The organism is Caulobacter sp. GW821-FHT10A06 (assembly GCF_059415805.1).
In genome coordinates this window covers 179673-195042 of sequence record NZ_JBWKNY010000004.1, presented here as the reverse complement: position 1 = coordinate 195042, position 15370 = coordinate 179673, and the positions used below count along the sequence as shown (strand labels likewise).

The 15370-nt window shown below is 68.1% G+C and carries 19 protein-coding genes and 1 pseudogene; 10 read left to right on the top strand and 10 right to left on the bottom strand.

Going from position 1 to position 15370, the window contains the following annotated elements; translation table 11 throughout:
- Positions 1 to 72 precede the first annotated feature (72 nt).
- The 3 genes from AC07NF_RS12370 to AC07NF_RS12360 form a co-directional block, all read right to left on the bottom strand.
- Positions 73 to 2217, bottom strand: a complete 2145-nt coding sequence (locus tag AC07NF_RS12370; RefSeq protein ID WP_494626239.1) for a prolyl oligopeptidase family serine peptidase — start codon at positions 2215 to 2217, stop codon at positions 73 to 75.
- A gap of 89 nt (positions 2218 to 2306) precedes the next feature.
- A complete protein-coding gene (locus AC07NF_RS12365) occupies positions 2307 to 3083 on the bottom strand; it encodes a potassium channel family protein (RefSeq protein ID WP_494626237.1) in 777 nt (258 codons plus the stop codon).
- A complete protein-coding gene (locus AC07NF_RS12360; protein WP_494626234.1) occupies positions 3076 to 3657 on the bottom strand; it encodes a hypothetical protein in 582 nt (193 codons plus the stop codon). Before AC07NF_RS12360 ends, AC07NF_RS12365 begins: the two co-directional genes overlap by 8 nt.
- Positions 3658 to 3716: 59 nt before the next feature.
- Between AC07NF_RS12360 and dapF the strand changes: the two genes are divergently transcribed.
- The 5 genes from dapF to AC07NF_RS12335 all read left to right on the top strand — a co-directional run bounded on the left by dapF (position 3717) and on the right by AC07NF_RS12335 (position 8147).
- Complete coding sequence (gene dapF / locus AC07NF_RS12355) at positions 3717 to 4565, top strand: diaminopimelate epimerase (RefSeq protein ID WP_494626232.1); 849 nt, start codon at positions 3717 to 3719, stop codon at positions 4563 to 4565.
- Complete coding sequence (locus AC07NF_RS12350) at positions 4562 to 5398, top strand: SDR family NAD(P)-dependent oxidoreductase (protein ID WP_494626230.1); 837 nt, start codon at positions 4562 to 4564, stop codon at positions 5396 to 5398. The genes dapF and AC07NF_RS12350 overlap by 4 nt, the downstream gene beginning before the upstream one ends.
- Complete coding sequence (gene mtaB, locus AC07NF_RS12345; protein WP_492816227.1) at positions 5395 to 6726, top strand: tRNA (N(6)-L-threonylcarbamoyladenosine(37)-C(2))-methylthiotransferase MtaB; 1332 nt, start codon at positions 5395 to 5397, stop codon at positions 6724 to 6726. The genes AC07NF_RS12350 and mtaB overlap by 4 nt, the downstream gene beginning before the upstream one ends.
- A gap of 89 nt (positions 6727 to 6815) precedes the next feature.
- Complete coding sequence (locus AC07NF_RS12340) at positions 6816 to 7709, top strand: endonuclease/exonuclease/phosphatase family protein (protein WP_494626228.1); 894 nt, start codon at positions 6816 to 6818, stop codon at positions 7707 to 7709.
- Between the two features lie 3 nt (positions 7710 to 7712).
- Positions 7713 to 8147 (top strand): GFA family protein, encoded by a 435-nt coding sequence (locus tag AC07NF_RS12335; RefSeq protein ID WP_494626226.1) that lies wholly within the window; start codon positions 7713 to 7715, stop codon positions 8145 to 8147.
- On the opposite strand, the pseudogene AC07NF_RS12330 reads toward AC07NF_RS12335, so the two are convergent.
- Positions 8148 to 8263: pseudogene (locus AC07NF_RS12330) on the bottom strand (hypothetical protein); the annotation flags it as partial.
- The gene (locus AC07NF_RS12325; protein ID WP_494627560.1) at positions 8260 to 8907 is read right to left on the bottom strand and encodes a trimeric intracellular cation channel family protein; all 648 of its coding nucleotides are present in this window, start codon (positions 8905 to 8907) and stop codon (positions 8260 to 8262) included. The gene AC07NF_RS12325 and the pseudogene AC07NF_RS12330, both read right to left, overlap by 4 nt.
- Before the next feature lie 91 nt (positions 8908 to 8998).
- Here AC07NF_RS12325 and ftsY point away from each other — a divergent pair, with 91 nt between their 5' ends.
- From ftsY to AC07NF_RS12310, 3 genes are all read left to right on the top strand, one after another.
- Positions 8999 to 9940, top strand: a complete 942-nt coding sequence (gene ftsY, locus AC07NF_RS12320) for a signal recognition particle-docking protein FtsY (RefSeq protein WP_454718510.1) — start codon at positions 8999 to 9001, stop codon at positions 9938 to 9940.
- Between the two features lie 3 nt (positions 9941 to 9943).
- Entirely contained in the window at positions 9944 to 10567 is a 624-nt protein-coding gene (locus tag AC07NF_RS12315; RefSeq protein ID WP_494626224.1) for an inner membrane-spanning protein YciB, read from the top strand.
- 101 nt (positions 10568 to 10668) lie between these two features.
- Positions 10669 to 11229 (top strand): MarR family winged helix-turn-helix transcriptional regulator, encoded by a 561-nt coding sequence (locus tag AC07NF_RS12310; protein WP_492816239.1) that lies wholly within the window; start codon positions 10669 to 10671, stop codon positions 11227 to 11229.
- Between the two features lie 12 nt (positions 11230 to 11241).
- On the opposite strand, the gene AC07NF_RS12305 is transcribed toward AC07NF_RS12310, so the two are convergent.
- Entirely contained in the window at positions 11242 to 11517 is a 276-nt protein-coding gene (locus AC07NF_RS12305; RefSeq protein WP_494626222.1) for a hypothetical protein, read from the bottom strand.
- Positions 11518 to 11623: 106 nt separating this feature from the next.
- Here AC07NF_RS12305 and AC07NF_RS12300 point away from each other — a divergent pair, with 106 nt between their 5' ends.
- On the top strand, positions 11624 to 12016 hold the full coding sequence (locus tag AC07NF_RS12300) for a hypothetical protein (RefSeq protein WP_494626220.1): 393 nt from the start codon (positions 11624 to 11626) through the stop codon (positions 12014 to 12016).
- On the opposite strand, the gene AC07NF_RS12295 is transcribed toward AC07NF_RS12300, so the two are convergent.
- The 4 genes from AC07NF_RS12295 to AC07NF_RS12280 all read right to left on the bottom strand — a co-directional run bounded on the left by AC07NF_RS12295 (position 12013) and on the right by AC07NF_RS12280 (position 14127).
- On the bottom strand, positions 12013 to 12525 hold the full coding sequence (locus tag AC07NF_RS12295) for a DsbE family thiol:disulfide interchange protein (RefSeq protein WP_494626218.1): 513 nt from the start codon (positions 12523 to 12525) through the stop codon (positions 12013 to 12015). The two genes, AC07NF_RS12300 and AC07NF_RS12295, sit on opposite strands and share 4 nt — an antisense overlap.
- Entirely contained in the window at positions 12522 to 12689 is a 168-nt protein-coding gene (gene ccmD, locus AC07NF_RS12290; protein ID WP_494626216.1) for a heme exporter protein CcmD, read from the bottom strand. Before ccmD ends, AC07NF_RS12295 begins: the two co-directional genes overlap by 4 nt.
- Positions 12686 to 13429, bottom strand: coding sequence for a heme ABC transporter permease CcmC (gene ccmC / locus AC07NF_RS12285; RefSeq protein WP_494626214.1), 744 nt, complete (start codon positions 13427 to 13429; stop codon positions 12686 to 12688). Before ccmC ends, ccmD begins: the two co-directional genes overlap by 4 nt.
- Before the next feature lie 107 nt (positions 13430 to 13536).
- Positions 13537 to 14127: a Spy/CpxP family protein refolding chaperone gene (locus tag AC07NF_RS12280; RefSeq protein ID WP_494626212.1), complete on the bottom strand. Its 591-nt coding sequence runs from the start codon at positions 14125 to 14127 to the stop codon at positions 13537 to 13539.
- Positions 14128 to 14373: 246 nt separating this feature from the next.
- Between AC07NF_RS12280 and AC07NF_RS12275 the strand changes: the two genes are divergently transcribed.
- Positions 14374 to 15267: a DMT family transporter gene (locus AC07NF_RS12275; RefSeq protein ID WP_494626210.1), complete on the top strand. Its 894-nt coding sequence runs from the start codon at positions 14374 to 14376 to the stop codon at positions 15265 to 15267.
- The last annotated feature ends 103 nt before the right edge of the window (positions 15268 to 15370 follow it).

Below are 15370 nucleotides of genomic sequence, written 5' to 3'. Positions count from 1 at the left end.
AGGATGAGTCGCGGCGCATCCTGACGCCGATAACTTTCCTTAGGGTTGACGAGACGCCGTTATCTGAAGGGGTCAGTCCATCAGCTTGCGCGTCAGGTAGATGAACTCCAGCGCCTGGCGGCGGGCGGTTTCGGCCAGGTTGGCGCTGGCCGCGTGACCGCCGTCGACGTTCTCGTAGTACAGAACCGGGTAACCCAGCTCTTCCAGCCGCGCGGCGGCCTTGCGGGCGTGGGCGGGGTGGACGCGGTCGTCCTTGGTCGAGGTCTCGATGAACACCTCGGGGTACTTCTTCCCGGCCTTGAGGTTGGAATAGGGATCGTACTTGGCGATCACCGCCCGCTCGGACGGGATCTGGGGATCGCCATATTCGCCCATCCACGACGAGCCGGCCCCGATCTGGCTGTAGCGGATCATGTCGAACAGCGGCACCTGCACGACGATGGCGTTGTAGAGCTCCGGCCGCTGGGTCAGGGCCACGCCCATCAGCAGGCCGCCGTTGCTGCCGCCCATGATCCCCAGGCGACGCGGCGAGGTGATCTTGCGGGTGATCAGGTCCTGCGAGACGGCGAAGAAGTCGTCATAGGCCTTCTGGCGGTTCTCTTTCAGCGCGGCCTCGTGCCACGACGGGCCGAACTCGCCGCCGCCGCGGATGTTGGCCACCACATAGGTGCCGCCGCGCTCCAGCCACAGCTTGCCCATCACGCCCGAATAGCTGGGCGTCATCGACACCTGGAAGCCACCGTAGGCGTACAGCAGGGTCGGGGCCGAGCCGTCGGGCTTCTGGCCCTTGGGCCGCACGACGAAGTAGGGGACCTTCACCCCGTCCGACGAGGTGGCCTCGAACTGCTCGACCACGTGGGTCGAGGCGTCGAACTTGGCCGGGGCGGCCTTGACCTGGTCCAGCTTGCCGGTGGCCGCGTCGGCCAGCCAGTACGTCGTCGGGGTCAGGTAGCCGGTCACGCTGACGAAGAAGCGGTCGTCCTTGTCCGAGGTCGAGCCCAGGGTGACGGTCGCGTTGGCCGGCAAATCGAGCTTCTTGCGGGTCCAGGCGCCGTTCTTGACGTCATAAGCGTAGGCCGCGCCCTTGACGTTCTCGGTCACGGCCACGACCAGCCGGTCGCGGGTGGCGTTGACGTTCTGCACCGCCTCGCGCGCGGTCGGCCGCAGGATCAGCGTCGCCTTGGCCTTGTCGGCATCGGCCTTCAGGGCGGTCAGGTCGAAGGCGGCCAGGTCGCCGGTCTTCAGGTTCTGGGCGGCCCAGTCCTGCTCGACGCTGAACACCAGCTGGCCCTGGACGAGGGCTTGGATGGACGACTTCAGCGGGAAGGGCAGCTTGACCGTCTTGTCGCCGACGACCAGGTGGGTCTCGGCGTTGAAGGTGTCGAGCGGACGCAGCACGAACACCGCCTGCACCACGCCGTCATGGTCGCGCAGCACGGCCGGGCTGACGCCATAACCGCCGTCGTCCTTGGCGCCGCGATAGATCTCCTTGGCCGCCGACAGGGGCTGACCGCGTTTGACCAGCTTGACCACATAGGGATAGCCCGAGGTCGTCACCTCGCCGGGCGTCCAGTCGGTGGCGACGATCAGGGTATCCTTGTCGATCCAGTCGAAGCGGTGCTTGCCCTCGGGCAGCTCGAAGCCGCCGGCGACGAAGGATTTGGTCTGGGTGTCGTACTCGCGCACCACCACGGCGTCCTTGCCGCCGTTCGACAGCGACAGCAGGCAGTAGCGGGCCTCGGGCGCCAGGCAGTCGGAGCCCTTATAGACCCAGTTCTTGCCCTCGGCCTTGGCCAGGGCGTCCATGTCCAGGATGGTCTCCCATACCGGCTGGGCGGTGCGATAGCTGTTGAGGGTGGTGCGACGCCAGACGCCGCGCACGTGGTCGGCGTCCTGCCAGTAGTTGCGCAGGTTGTTGTCGTCCAGGAAGGTCACGCCGGGGATGCGATCCTTGGCGTTGACGATCGTCAGGGCGGCGTCGTGCAGCGCGGCGTAGCGCGTGTCGCCCTGCAGGATCGGCAGGGTCCTGGCGTTCTGGGCCTTGGCCCAGTCCAGGGCGCGGGTCCCCTCGATCTCCTCCATCCAGATGTAGGGATCGTCCTTGCCCAGTTCGTTCAGCGGGGTGCGGGCTTCGGCCGGTTTTGTGTCGGCGGCGATCGCGGGGGTCAGGGTCATCAGACTCGTGGAGGCGAGGAGGGCGAGGAGGAGCTTACGCATCTAGGCATCCGGCTGGCGCCGCGATAGGGGCGGCGAAGGCGAGGACGGTAGCCGAAAATCTTCCACACGCTAGAGCTTAGCTGAGAAGATCAGACCCCATCATCGGGAATGTTCAGCAGGACGCCGCACGCCTTGCAGTGGACCGCGTCCGGATCATGCCGGCGCAGGCCGCAGTCGTGGCACTGATAGATCACCTTGTGCGGCCGCAGGATCGACTGGATCAGGCCGATGAACAGCGACACCCCGCCCAGCATCACCGCCATCGACAGCAGCTTGCCCCACACGCCCGGCAGGGTGACGTCGCCATAGCCGGTCGTCGTGAGGCTGGTGACGGTGAAATAGAGGGCGTCGACATAGCCGCCGATACCGTCATGGCGACCCACGAAGCTCGTATAGACGAAGCCCGTGACCACGAAGATGAAGGTCAGCAGCGAGCTGGCCGCGCGGGTGATGTCTTCGACCCGCGTGTCGTCATAACGCCGCCCGACCGTGCGCCAGAAGAACTCGCTGTGGATCAGTGTCCACAGGCGCAGCACCCGCAGGAAGCCGAAATTGAACAGCCAGGCCGGGAATAGCAGGGTGGCCAGCACGAAGAGGTCCAGCCAGACGATCGGCTTCTTCAGCCACGACTTGATGTCGCCATGCGCCACGGCCCGCGCGACGAGATCCGCCCCCAAGAACGCCGCCACACCATAGTCGATCAGGTAGAAGGTCAGGCCGTGCCGATGCATCAGCGGCGCGGCGATGAAGAAGGCGATGATCGCGAGATCAATCAGGATGATCGCGTAACGGAACGCCACCGCCGTCGGCGAGGCCCCGTGATAGAGCGCCCTCAGGCGAGCGCGGATGCGGAGTTCCTCAGCCATTGTCGGCGACCAGGCGCAGCACCGGAGTCTCGACCGGCGCGGGCGGCGGCCCGCCGACCAGGGCCAGGGCCGTCTCGTAGGCGCCGCCGAAGTCGATCCGCGTCAGGTCGTCCAGCCGCCGGGCGGTGGGTTGCGGATCCCAGGCCGCATCGGGGCCGATGTCGCGCATCCAGACCACTCCGCCGTCCAGGCTGACCACCGCGCCGATATGGACCTGCGCCTCGCTATAGGCCGTGATGACCGGGAACAGGTTGCCGGCGGTGGTCACGATGTCGTCGATGCTGTTGAGGGCCACGGCCGGGGTCTCGGGCTGGACCTGGCCCAGTTTCTCGAGCGCGGCCTCGACGAATTCGGGATAGGGCGCGGGCTGCAGGTTCTTGATCTCGGCCAGGCTGTAGCAGCCGAAGCCGTTGAAGCGCAGGTGATCGCTGACCTCGCACAGCATCAGGAATCCGGGTCCGATCCCGACCACATAGCCCCGCACCCAGCCGTCCTCGAAGCGTCGGTGGAAACGCATCAGCAGCCGCTCGCGCATCGCCTGCGCCAGCTGCTCGCGAACATCCGTGGTCGTCATCCTACTGCGTCGCCTCGCTGCGGTGCATTTCGCGCCGCTTTCCACTATATAGCCGCGTCATGAGCCGCACCTTCCTGAAGATGAACGGGCTCGGCAACGACTTCGTCGTCATCGAGACCCAGACCCAGAGCTTCGAACCGACTCCCGAGGAGATCCGCAAGATCGCCAAACGGGGAGACGGCGGGGTGGGCTGCGACCAGGTCATCGCCATCGACCCGCCGCGCTCGGAAGGCGCGTCGGCCTATGTGCGCTTCTGGAATTCGGACGGTGAGGAGACCGGCGCCTGCGGCAACGGCACCCGCTGCGTGGCGTGGCTGCTGATGCAGTCCTCGGGCAAGGAGGCGGTGGCCTTCGACACCGTGGCCGGTCGCCTGTCCGGCGTCGCGGCCGGCGAAAAGCTGGTCACCGTCGACATGGGCCAGCCTGGCCTGGACTGGACGCAGATTCCGCTGTCGGAAGAAATGAACACCGAGCGGGTCGAGCTGCAGGTCGGTCCGATCGACGCGCCGCTGGTCCACACGCCGGTCTGCGTCTCGATGGGCAATCCGCACGTGGTGTTCTTCGTCGACGCCCCGGTGACTGACGACTTCGCCACCAAGACCGGCAGTCTGGTCGAGCACCACCCGCTGTTCCCGGAAGGCGTCAATGTCGGCTTCGCCCACATCGCCAGCCGCGACCACATCCAGCTGAAGGTCTGGGAACGCGGCGCGGGCCTGACCGCCGCCTGCGGCACTGGCGCCTGCGCCGCCCAGGTCGCCGCCGTGCGTCGCGGCCTGACCGACCGCAAGGCCAAGGTCGAGTTCGAGACCGGCTCGCTGGTCATCGAATGGCGCGAGGCTGACGGCCACGTGATCATGACCGGTCCGGTCAGCATGGACTTCGCGGGCAAGCTTCCGGAGGCCGCATGAGCCTCCATCCTGCGCTAGCCGCCGGCAACACGGCCGTCATCACCGGCGCCGCCGACGGCATCGGCCTGGCCGCCGCCAAGACGTTCCGCGAGCTGGGCCTCAACGTCGTCATGGCCGACATCACCGGCCGCAAGCTGAAGCAGGAAGCCGAAGCGATCGGCGCCCTGGCTGTCCCGACCGACATCGCCGACCGCGCCGCCGTGGAAGCCCTGAAGGCCGCCGCGTTCGAGGCCTATGGCTGCGTCGACGTGCTGATGAACAATGCCGGGGTCGGGGGCGGCGGCGACGCCTTCGCCGGCGACGACGCCTGGAAGCGCATTCTCGACGTCAACCTGTGGGGCGTGATCAACGGCGTCCAGGTGTTCGGCGAGGACATGGCCGCCTCGGGCCGTCCGGGCCTGATCATCAACACCGGCTCCAAGCAGGGCATCACCCAGCCGCCGGGCGACACGGCCTACAACGTCTCCAAGTCGGCGGTGAAGTCGCTGACCGAGGGCCTGGCGCACACCCTGCGCGAGACCGAGGGCTGCCAGGTCACGGCGCACCTGCTGATCCCCGGCTATACCTTCACCGGCATGACCAAGCGCGGTCCGGGCGACAAGCCCGCCGCCGCTTGGACCGGCGAGCAGGTCGTGCATTTCATGCTGGCGCGTATCGAGGCCGGCGACTTCTACATCCTGTGTCCCGACAACGACGTGCCGCGCGCGCTCGACGAGAAGCGCATGGCCTGGGCCCTGGGCGACATCATCGAGAACCGCCCGGCCCTGTCGCGCTGGCACAAGGACTGGAAGGACGCCTTCGCCCAATACTTGGTTTCTGGTGTCGGCAAGTGACCACCTACACCGTCATCAAGGCGGCCCCGAAGCCCAAGCCCGAAGTCGGCGAGGAGGGCGGTCCGGCGACCACGATGTCGGGTCCGGACGGCGTCGACGTCGTCACCTTCGGCTGCCGCCTGAACGCCTATGAGAGCGAGGCCATGCGGGCCCGCGCCGCCGCCGACGGCCTGTCGGACGCGGTGGTGTTCAACACCTGCGCGGTGACCAACGAGGCCGTGCGCCAGGCGCGCCAGGCGATCCGCAAGGCCCGCCGCGAGCGTCCGGGCGCGCGGATCATCGTCACCGGCTGCGCCGCCCAGGTCGATCCGGCCGCCTTCGCCGCCATGCCCGAGGTCGACCTCGTGCTGGGCAACGCCGAAAAGGCCGCGCCGGGCGCGCTGATGGACACCTCCACCCGTGTGCGGGTCAACGACATCATGTCGATCAAGGAGACCGCGGGTCACCTGATCGATGGCCTGAAGGACCGCGCCCGGGCCTATGTCGAGGTCCAGAACGGCTGCGATCACCGCTGCACCTTCTGCATCATTCCCTACGGTCGCGGGAACTCGCGCTCGGCCCCGGCCGGCGAGGTCGTCGAACAGGTCCGCAAGCTGGCCGCCGAGGGCTATCGCGAGGTCGTGCTGACCGGCGTCGACGTCACCTCTTGGGGTACGGACCTGCCGGGTACGCCCACGTTGGGCCAGCTGGTCGGCCGCATCCTGCGCATGGTCCCGGACCTGCCGCGCCTGCGCCTGTCGTCGATCGACGCGGCCGAGATCGATCCGGACCTCTTCAAGCTGTTGGAGACGGAAGTCCGGCTGATGCCGTACCTGCACCTGTCCCTGCAGGCCGGCGACAACATGATCCTCAAGCGCATGAAGCGCCGCCACAGCCGTGAGGACGCCTTGAAGCTGGTGGCCGAGGTGCGTCGCGTGCGCCCCGACACCGCCTTCGGCGCCGACCTGATCGCCGGCTTCCCGACCGAGACCGAAGAGGCGTTCGAGAACACGCTGAAGCTGGTCGAGGAGGCGGGCCTGGCCTTCCTGCACGTCTTCCCCTACAGCGCTCGCCCCGGCACGCCCGCCGCGCGGATGCCACCGGTAAAGGGGCCGGTGATCAAGGATCGCGCCCGCCGCCTGCGCGAAGCCGGCCAGCGAGGGCTGGAGCGTCACCTGCAACGCCAGGTCGGCCGCACCCTGCCGGGCCTGGTCGAGCGCGAGGGCGTCGCCCGCGCCGACGACTTCACCGAGATCCGCTTCGAGGGCGCTGCGCCGCTGGGCGAGATCGTAGCCTTCACAATTACCGGCCACGATGGCGCTCATGTCTTAGCGGAGCGCGTCGCCTGATTCGACCGGTCTGGACCCTGCTGGCCCTGGCCCTGCTGACCGCCGTTCCGGCGCGGGCGGCGGAACCCGCACCTGTTGGGTCAAAGCCCGTGTCCCTCAGCGTCATGACCTACAATGTCGAGGGCTTGCCCTGGCCGGTCCGGCACGGTCGCGGCAAGGCGATCCAGAAGATCGGTCACGAGCTGGCCGCTATGCGGTCCGAGGGGACTGAGCCCGACGTCGTCCTGATCCAGGAAGGCTTTCGCGACGAGGTCTGGGACCTGGTCGACCTGAGCGGTTATCCCTACGTCGCGCGCGGTCCGCGCAAGGGCCAGCGGGATACCGACTATCTGAAGGGCGACAAGCCGGACTATCGCCGCGTGAAGTATCGCGGCAAGGGCGAGGGTCTGGGCAAGTGGGGCTCCAGCGGCCTGTGGGTGCTGAGCAATCACCCGATCGAATGGGTGAAGTCGCACGCCTACCGTTACTGCGCGGGCTTCGACTGCCTGGCCAACAAGAGCGTGATGCTGGTGGCGGTGCAGGTTCCCGGCCTGCCGACCCCGGTCGAGATCGTCGACACCCACCTGAATTCGCACGGCGCCTCGAAGGTGCCCAGCAATCGCTCCAACGCCGCCCACCACCTGCAGGCCGAGGAACTGGGCCGGTTCCTGCAGGTCGCGCGCACGCCCGGCGCGCCGCTGATCGTCGGCGGCGACTTCAACGTCCGCCATTCGGCGGGGCGCTTCGACTACGTGATGACCGAATATCCGTTCATGGTGGTCAGCCGCTGGTGCCACGAGCGGCCGGGCGCCTGCGACACCCAGATCTCATATGACGGCGACGCGCCTTGGCTGAACACCCAGGACCTGATCGGCTTCCTGAACGGCGACGCGGTCGAGGTGATCCCGACCGCGGTCGAGGCCACCTTCGACGGGGCCAGCGAGCCGGTGCTGTCGGACCACGACGGCTACAAGGTGACGTTCCGGCTGACGCCGAAGGGATAGGCGATGACGTTGAGCGGCGGCTGCCAGTGCGGCGCGGTGCGGTTCCGGGCGGAGGGCGAGGTTGGACGTTCGTCGCTCTGCTGGTGCCGCATGTGCCAGAAGGCCTTCGGCGGACCGTTCGGCGCGCTGGTGACGGTGAACATAGCTGATTTGACCTGGACGCGGGGCCAGCGGTCGGTGTTCCAGAGCTCGGACGTGGTGAAGCGCGGGTTCTGCGCGGCGTGCGGGACGCCGCTGACCTACGAATATAGCGACGAGAAGATCGACCTGGCGGTGTTTGCCTTTGATGATCCGTCGGCGGTGGAGCCGGGGGTTCAGCTGGCGGTGGAGAGCCGGCCGGCGTGGATGGAGCATCTGGCGGAGATGCCGGTGCGGCCGCCGGTGGGCGGGTCGGCTGTGGCGGTGGTTTCGAGGCAGCATCCGGATCGCGATACCTAAGATCCTCCCCCTGGCGGGGGAGGTGTCGGCGAAGCCGACGGAGGGGGAAGAGGCAGGCTCGGCAGCACTTCCCCCTCCGGCCTTCGGCCGCCTCCCCCGCTAGGGGGAGGATCTATTCCCTGCCGGCTGTCTCGTCCTCGCCATGAAACCCCGGCAGCGACCACCCGAACTTGATCGCGCAAGCCCGCAGCCCGAATGCCGCGCTGAACCCCGCGATCCCCGCCGGCCAAAACGGCGCCCCCAGCAGCTGCAACACCGCGAACACCCCAGCCCCCAGCAGCGCCGCGGTGATGTAGATCTCCCGCCGCAGCAGCAGGTTCGGCTCCTCGGCCAGCACATCCCGGATCACGCCGCCGAAGGCGGTGGTCAGAACCCCCATCACCACGGCGCTGAACGGATGCACCCCCAGGCTCAGCGCCTTGGCCGTGCCGACGACCGCGTAGGCGGCCATGCCCAGGGCGTCCAGCCACAGCAGCGCCCGGAACCGCCAGCCGCGCTTGCCCAGCAGCCAGACCACCGTGGCCGCCGCCAGGCACGCCAGGATGTAACCCGGCCGCTGCACCCAGAACACCGGCGCCCCGATCAGGAGGTCGCGCAGGGTGCCGCCACCCACGCCGGTGATGGCGGCGAAGAATCCGAAGGTGATGATGTCGTGCTTGCGCCGAGCCGCCGCGAGGGCGCCGGTTGCCCCGAAAACGGCCGCGGCGGCGTAGTCGAGCCAGAAAAGCGCGGTCCCGAGGGGGTCTAGGTGCACGTCCATGCCCGTACATGGCACGGCGCACCCGACCTCGTGAACCATGTGGCGGTAATATCCGATTTACACTTTCGCCCGTTCCCCTAAAGGAGCGCGGATGAGCGATAAGCCCGAGCAGAAAAAAGGCTGGTTCCAGCGCCTCACGTCAGGCCTGACCCGGTCCTCCCAGCAGATGACCGACCAGGTCACCGGGGTCTTCACCAAGAAGCCCCTGGACCAGGAACAGCTGGACGCGCTGGAAGAGATGCTGATCGAGGCCGATCTTGGTCCGCAGATCGCCGCCCGCATCACCGAGGCCTTCGGCAAGGCGCGCTTTGGCAAGTCGTCGACTGATGACGAGGTCAAGGAAGCCCTGGCCGAGCTGATCGCCGCCGAACTGTCCGACCGCCAGGGCGACTTCGATCCCCTGAACGGTCCGCGCCCCTATGTGGTGCTGTTCATCGGCGTCAACGGCTCGGGCAAGACCACGACCCTGGGCAAGATCGCCGCCGACCTGACCGAGAAGGGCGCCCGCGTCCTCATCGCCGCCGGCGACACCTTCCGCGCCGCCGCCGTCGAGCAGCTGAAGGTCTGGGCCGACCGGGCCGGGGCCGACTTCATGTCCAAGCCCACCGGTTCGGACGCCGCCGCCCTGGCCTATGAGGCTGTCGAGCGCGCCAAGGCCGAGCACTATGACGTCGTGCTGATCGACACCGCCGGCCGCCTGCAGAACAAGCAGGGCCTGATGGACGAGCTGCTGAAAGTCATCCGTGTCGTGAAGAAGGTCGATCCGGACTATCCGCACGAGACCCTGCTCGTTTTGGACGCCACGGTCGGCCGCAACGCCCTGGCCCAGGAGAAGATCTTCGGCAACCAGGTCGGCGTGTCCGGGATTGTCATGACCAAGCTGGACGGCACCGCGCGCGGCGGGGTGCTGGTGCCGGTGGCGCGCGCCTCCGACAGCCCGATCAAGCTGATCGGCGTGGGCGAAGGCGTCGAGGACTTGCAACCATTCGACGCCCGCGCCTTCTCGCGCTCCCTCGTCGGCCTGAAGGACTGATCCGTGAGCGAAGCGTCCGCCGAAACACCCCAAGGGGCCCCCAAGAAGAACAACGGCTGGGTTCGGACGGTCGTCGACTACGGCGCGGCCCTGGCGTTCGGCGCGGCCTATTTCATCACCAAGGACTTCCAGAAGGCGACGTGGGTGCTGGTGGCCGCCTCGGCCGCGGCCCTGGCCATCGGCTATGCGGTCGAGCGCCGCCTGGCCTTGCTGCCGCTATTCTTCGGCGGCATGGCGCTGATCTTCGGCACGCTGGGTCTTATCTTCCACAGCGACGTGTTCGTGAAGGTCAAGGTGACGGTGATCAACCTGGCCCTGGCCGCCTTCCTGTTCGGCGGTGTGCTGACGGGTCGCCAGCCGCTGAAGCTGATCATGGGCGAGGCCCTGCACTTGCCCGACGCAGCCTGGCGGACCCTGACCCTGCGTTATGGCGGCTATTTCGCGGTGGTCGCCCTGCTGAACGAGATCGTCCGCAATACCCAAGGCACCGACACCTGGGTGAAGTTCCGTATCGGTCTGTTGCCCCTGGCGCTGGTGTTCGTCGCCACCCAGGTGCCCTTCATGATGAAGCACATGGCCAAGGGCGACGAGCCGACGGCCGTAGAGCCCCCGGACGCCGGCTTCTAGGTATCCGCCGTCCACGGACCGTTGTCGTCAAATCGACGTGTTAGGATGGTAGCGTTCTTCCGTCGGCCGAGGCAGGCCGTGCGGATTTTGGGGACGCGAGCATGGCCAAGAGCAAGGGCGAGAAGACGGTCGGGGGTCTCCTGGAGCGCTCGCCCAGCCACCTGCTGCACCGGGTCCTGCAACTGGCGCTCGACATCTATGCCGAAGAGTGCGGCGAGGCCGGGGTCACCCAGCGCCAGTTCGCCGTGCTGGCCGCCGTGGCCGAGAACGAGGGCGTCACCCAGACGGCCCTGGTCCGCGCCACCGGCATCGACCGCTCGACCCTGGCCGACATGGTCGCCCGCATGATCACCAAGGGCCACCTGGAGCGTCAGCGCTCCAGCGAAGACGCCCGCGCAAACAGTGTCCGCCTGACCGAGGCCGGCCGCGAAGCGCTGGAGACCATCCGCCCGATGGTCGGCATGGCCGACGCCCGCATCCTGGCCCTGCTGAAGCCCGGCAAGCGCGAAGGCTTCCTGGACCTGCTCTCCGACATGGCGGGCGCCGAACTGCACCCGGCCGAAACCGAGCCCAAGGCCAAGAAGCTGAAGGCGCCGAAGGCCGAGAAGCCGAAAAAGGACAAGAAGCCCAAAAAGGACAAGGCCGCGAAAAAGGCGGCCTAAACCTCGGGGTTTTTAGACCACAATATTCAGCAGCGAGCCCGGGCGCAGGATCTTCTGCGGCTGGGTTTCCGGCTGCACGAACGGCTTGGCCGGCGCGGGGCGCTGCTGGGGCTGAGCCATGGTCTGCATCTGCACCGTCGAGGGCGCGGCGGCCGGACGAGTGGGCGCCGCGTCGCCCAGGGCCTGCTGGAAGAACGCCGCGCGCGTCGAAGCGGCCGGACCCGAGGCGGGTGCGGACGCGGGCTTCGACGGGACGGACGGCCAACCGGCGGGACGGACGTTGCTCATGACGCGGACTGTAACATGGTTAACAGAACTTCGGCGAGTATGGTCAACGCGGAGTTAACAGGATAGGTCCGCGACCAGTGAGCGCACCTAGTTCCCCGGAGAGCCCGTGAACCGCCAGAAGATCATCTTCCTGATCGTCCTGATCGCGGTCGGGCTGTTCATCGCCGCCATGGTCGGCTCGATGATGCCGGGCAAGCAGGTTCTGCCGAACGGCTACCAGATCTCGGTCGGGAGCAAGGGCGAGACCTGGGTCCGTTCGCCGGAACGCCAGGTGCTGGTGACGGACGTGAGCTCGGTCTGGACGTCGGCTGGCCGGATGGTGGTCGAGCGCCACACGACCGACGAGAAGCCGCCCTTCAAGCTGCTGGATTGCGACTACCAGGTCGCCGAGGGGCGCGGCGCCCTGCGTCCGGTCACGAAGGATGAGGCGCTGGCCATGATCGCTGGCCTGGAGCGCCTGACCGCGGGGCCCAAGACCTGCGTCTCGGTGAAGGGCTAGCGGGCCTTCTTCAGCAGCTCTTCGGCCGCGTCGGGCGTCAGCGGGCCGGTGTGCTTGGCGATGATCATGCCGTCGGAGCCGACCAGATAGGTCTCGGGCACGCCGGTGACGCCGAACTCGAAGCCGGCGCGGCCGTCACGGTCGACCAGGCGCTCGGCAAAGGGGTCGCCCAGGCGGCCCAGGAAGGCCTGGGTATTGGCCGGCGCGTCCTTGTAGGCGATGCCGACCACCTTCACGCCCTGGGCCTTCAAGGCCATCAGCTGCGGGTGCTCGACCTCGCAGGGGGCGCACCACGAGGCGAAGAAGTTCACGAGAATGGGGCCGTCGCTCGGTTGGCGGATCGGCGCGTTGCGGCCGCTGGCCAGCTCGGGCAGCAGCGGGGCCGGCATGGCCTTGCCGACCAGGGCGTGCGGCTGGACGTGCGGGTCTCGCTTGAGGGCATAGCCCGCGAACAGGACCGCCAGGGCGATCAGCACCGCCAGGGGCGTAAAGGCCAGCCAGCGCTTCACGATTTCAACGCGTCCAGCTCGGCCTGCAGGCGTTCGGCCTGCTGCTTCCAGCGGCGGGCGCCGGCCACGCTGTCGGCGATCAGCCAGGCGAAGGCCACCGCCGAGATGGCGAAGGCCGGCCACAGATAGGCGGCGTACTTGCCGGCGTCGAAGTCGAAGCTCATCGGGCGGTCTCGGCCAGTTTCAGCGACAGGCTGCGGGCCTTGCGCCGCCAGACGAGCGCCCGGATACGCACCAGCCACAGCGCTCCGAAACCGCCCAGATAGGCCAGGCCCATCAGCACCGCCGGCCAGGCATAGATCGCCGGCAGGCCGTCGCCCTTCTTGGCCATGAAGGTCGAGGAGCCCTGGTGCAGGGTGTTCCACCAGTCGACCGAGAACTTGACGATCGGCAGGTTGATCAGGCCGACCAAAGCGAGGATGGCAGCGGCGCGGGCGGCCTTCTGCTCGTCTTCCAGCGATCCGCGCAGGGCCATGTAGCCCAGATAGAACAGCAGCAGCACCAGCACCGAGGTCAGGCGGGCGTCCCACACCCACCAGGTGCCCCACATCGGCTTGCCCCACAGCGAGCCAGTGATCAGGGCCAGCAGCGTATAGACCGCGCCGATCGGGGCGCAGGCCTGGGCGGCGAGATCGGCCAGGGCTTGCCGGAAGACCAGCGCCAGGAAGCTGGCGACCCCTAAGCAGACATAGATGAAGATCGACAGCGAGGCGGCCGGGATGTGGATGAACATCATCCGCACCGTGTCGCCCTGCTGATAGTCCTCGGGAACGAGGAAGGTCATGACCAGGCCGGCGATGGCGGCGATCGCGGACAGCGCGCCCAATAGCGGCGCGGCCCATCGCGAGAAGGCCATGAACCGCTCGGGATTGGTCAGGAAATCGAACGTGTGGCGCGCGTCCATGTCCACGCTCTAGAGCGGCGCGTCGGCGCGGGCAATGGCCGTATGGCTACTGAGGCGGAGAAGACGCGACGTGTGCAGGCACGCCGCGCCTTCACGCTCGATCGGGGTCAGCCGACCTTGCGTTGAATAATGACCTTGCGGTCGCCGTTCTTGAAGACCTGCGGGCCGCGCGTGTCGAGGCGGTGGACGTGGAAACCGCCGCCGTCGCGGCCGTCCATGCCCAGCACGTCGAAGGTCTTCTGCTGGCTGGGGGTCAGGGCCAGGTAGAAGGCGCGGGTGGCTTCGGCGCGAGCCTTCATGGCGTCGGCGGCCTTGGTCATGTGGTCCAGGCGCTCCAGCGTGGTCGGCGGGGCGGGCTCAGCGCCGTCCTTGGCCGCTTCCTTCTTGATCACGAAGGGCTTGGGCGCGGTGGCTTCGACATAGGCCTTCAGGGCGCGGTCCTGGTCAGGACGCAGCTGCAGGACGTCGCGCAGGCGCTGGGCGCGCTTCTCCGGATCCGGGGCGCGGAAGTGGGGACCCATCATGGCCATGTCCGGACCCATGGCCATCAGGGCGTCCAGGGGCGGCAGCGGCGGGGCCGGGGGCGCGGGCGGAGCCGGCGGGGGCGGCGGCGCAGGGATCTGGGCCGAGGCGCCGCCGGCGGTCAGCACGGTGACGGCGGCGCCCGCGAGCGCCAGGCGAACAAGCAGATTACGCATGGGTTGTGAGCTCCCTCTGGTGTTGATGGGGGTGTTGATGGGCGAGAGCTTGGCCATCGCGATATGGCGCGAAAATGTCCGGATTCATGAACAATGTTACATGATTGGCGGGCGGCTGAGACACGCGCCTTGCGCTCAAGCTGCCGCGCGTTATGTCAGCTGCCACATCCGGGATCGTCATCCTCTAGACAGCGCGCGCGAGCCGCCGTGCGCGCCTGCCCGCTCGCTTACGCCGTGGAGACCGCCATGAAGTCGCTCGCTTTCGTCGCCCTGGCCATGGCGGGCCTCTGCTGGGGTCTGGGCTTCCCGACCGGCAAGCTGATCCTGACCCAGACGGACTCCAGCCACATGGTGCTGCTGCGCTTCGCGGTGGCCGCCCTGGCCGCCGCGCCGTTCGCCTTGCGCGCTCCCGAGGTGCGGGCCCTGTTCAAGTCGCCGGTCGTGCTGTTGGCCGGCGTGCTCTACGGCGTGGCCTTCATGGTCCAGTTCGAGGGCCTAGCCCACGTGTCGGTGACGGTGGCGGCCCTGCTGGTCGGCGCGATGCCGGCCCTGATCGCCGTCAGCGCCAAGGTGTTGGGCGAGAAGGTCTCGCGCATGTCGTGGGCCGGGGTGGCGGCGGCGACCCTGGGCGCGGCCTGCATCGCCGGCAAGCCCGACGGGGCCAGCTCGCCCTACGGCGTGGCCCTGTCGATCGGGGCGCTGTTCCTGTTCCTGGCCTGGCTGCTGACCCTGCGTCGCGCGCCGAAGGCCCCGAACGCCATGGCCATTCCGGCGGTGTCGATCATCGTGGCGGCCGCGACGGTGCTGCCGATCGCGTTCTTCATGCACGGTCCGCCGAAGCTGGATCTGACTGCCCCCGTCTGGGCCGCGATCGTGGCCCAGGGCGTGCTGGCGACCTTGCTGGCCACCGCCGCCTGGCAGTACGGCGCCGCGCGCGTCGGGGCGGCCAGCGCCGGGGTGTTCATCAATATCGAGCCCCTGATCGGCGCGGCCTGCGGCGTGCTGCTGTTCGGCGATCACCTGACGGCGGCGCTGTTCGCCGGCGGCGCGCTGATCATCGGCGGGAGTTTGCTGGTGGTGCTGGGGGAGAAGAAGGCGGCGATCGGGGATGTGCAGGCGACGGTGGCGCCGACGGCCTGAGGGGCCGCCCTCGTCCTTCGACAGGCTCAGGATGAGGGCTACTTTTATGGCGTTTCAGTAGAAAACCTCATCCTGAGCTTGTCGAAGGACGAGGTTTGCGGGC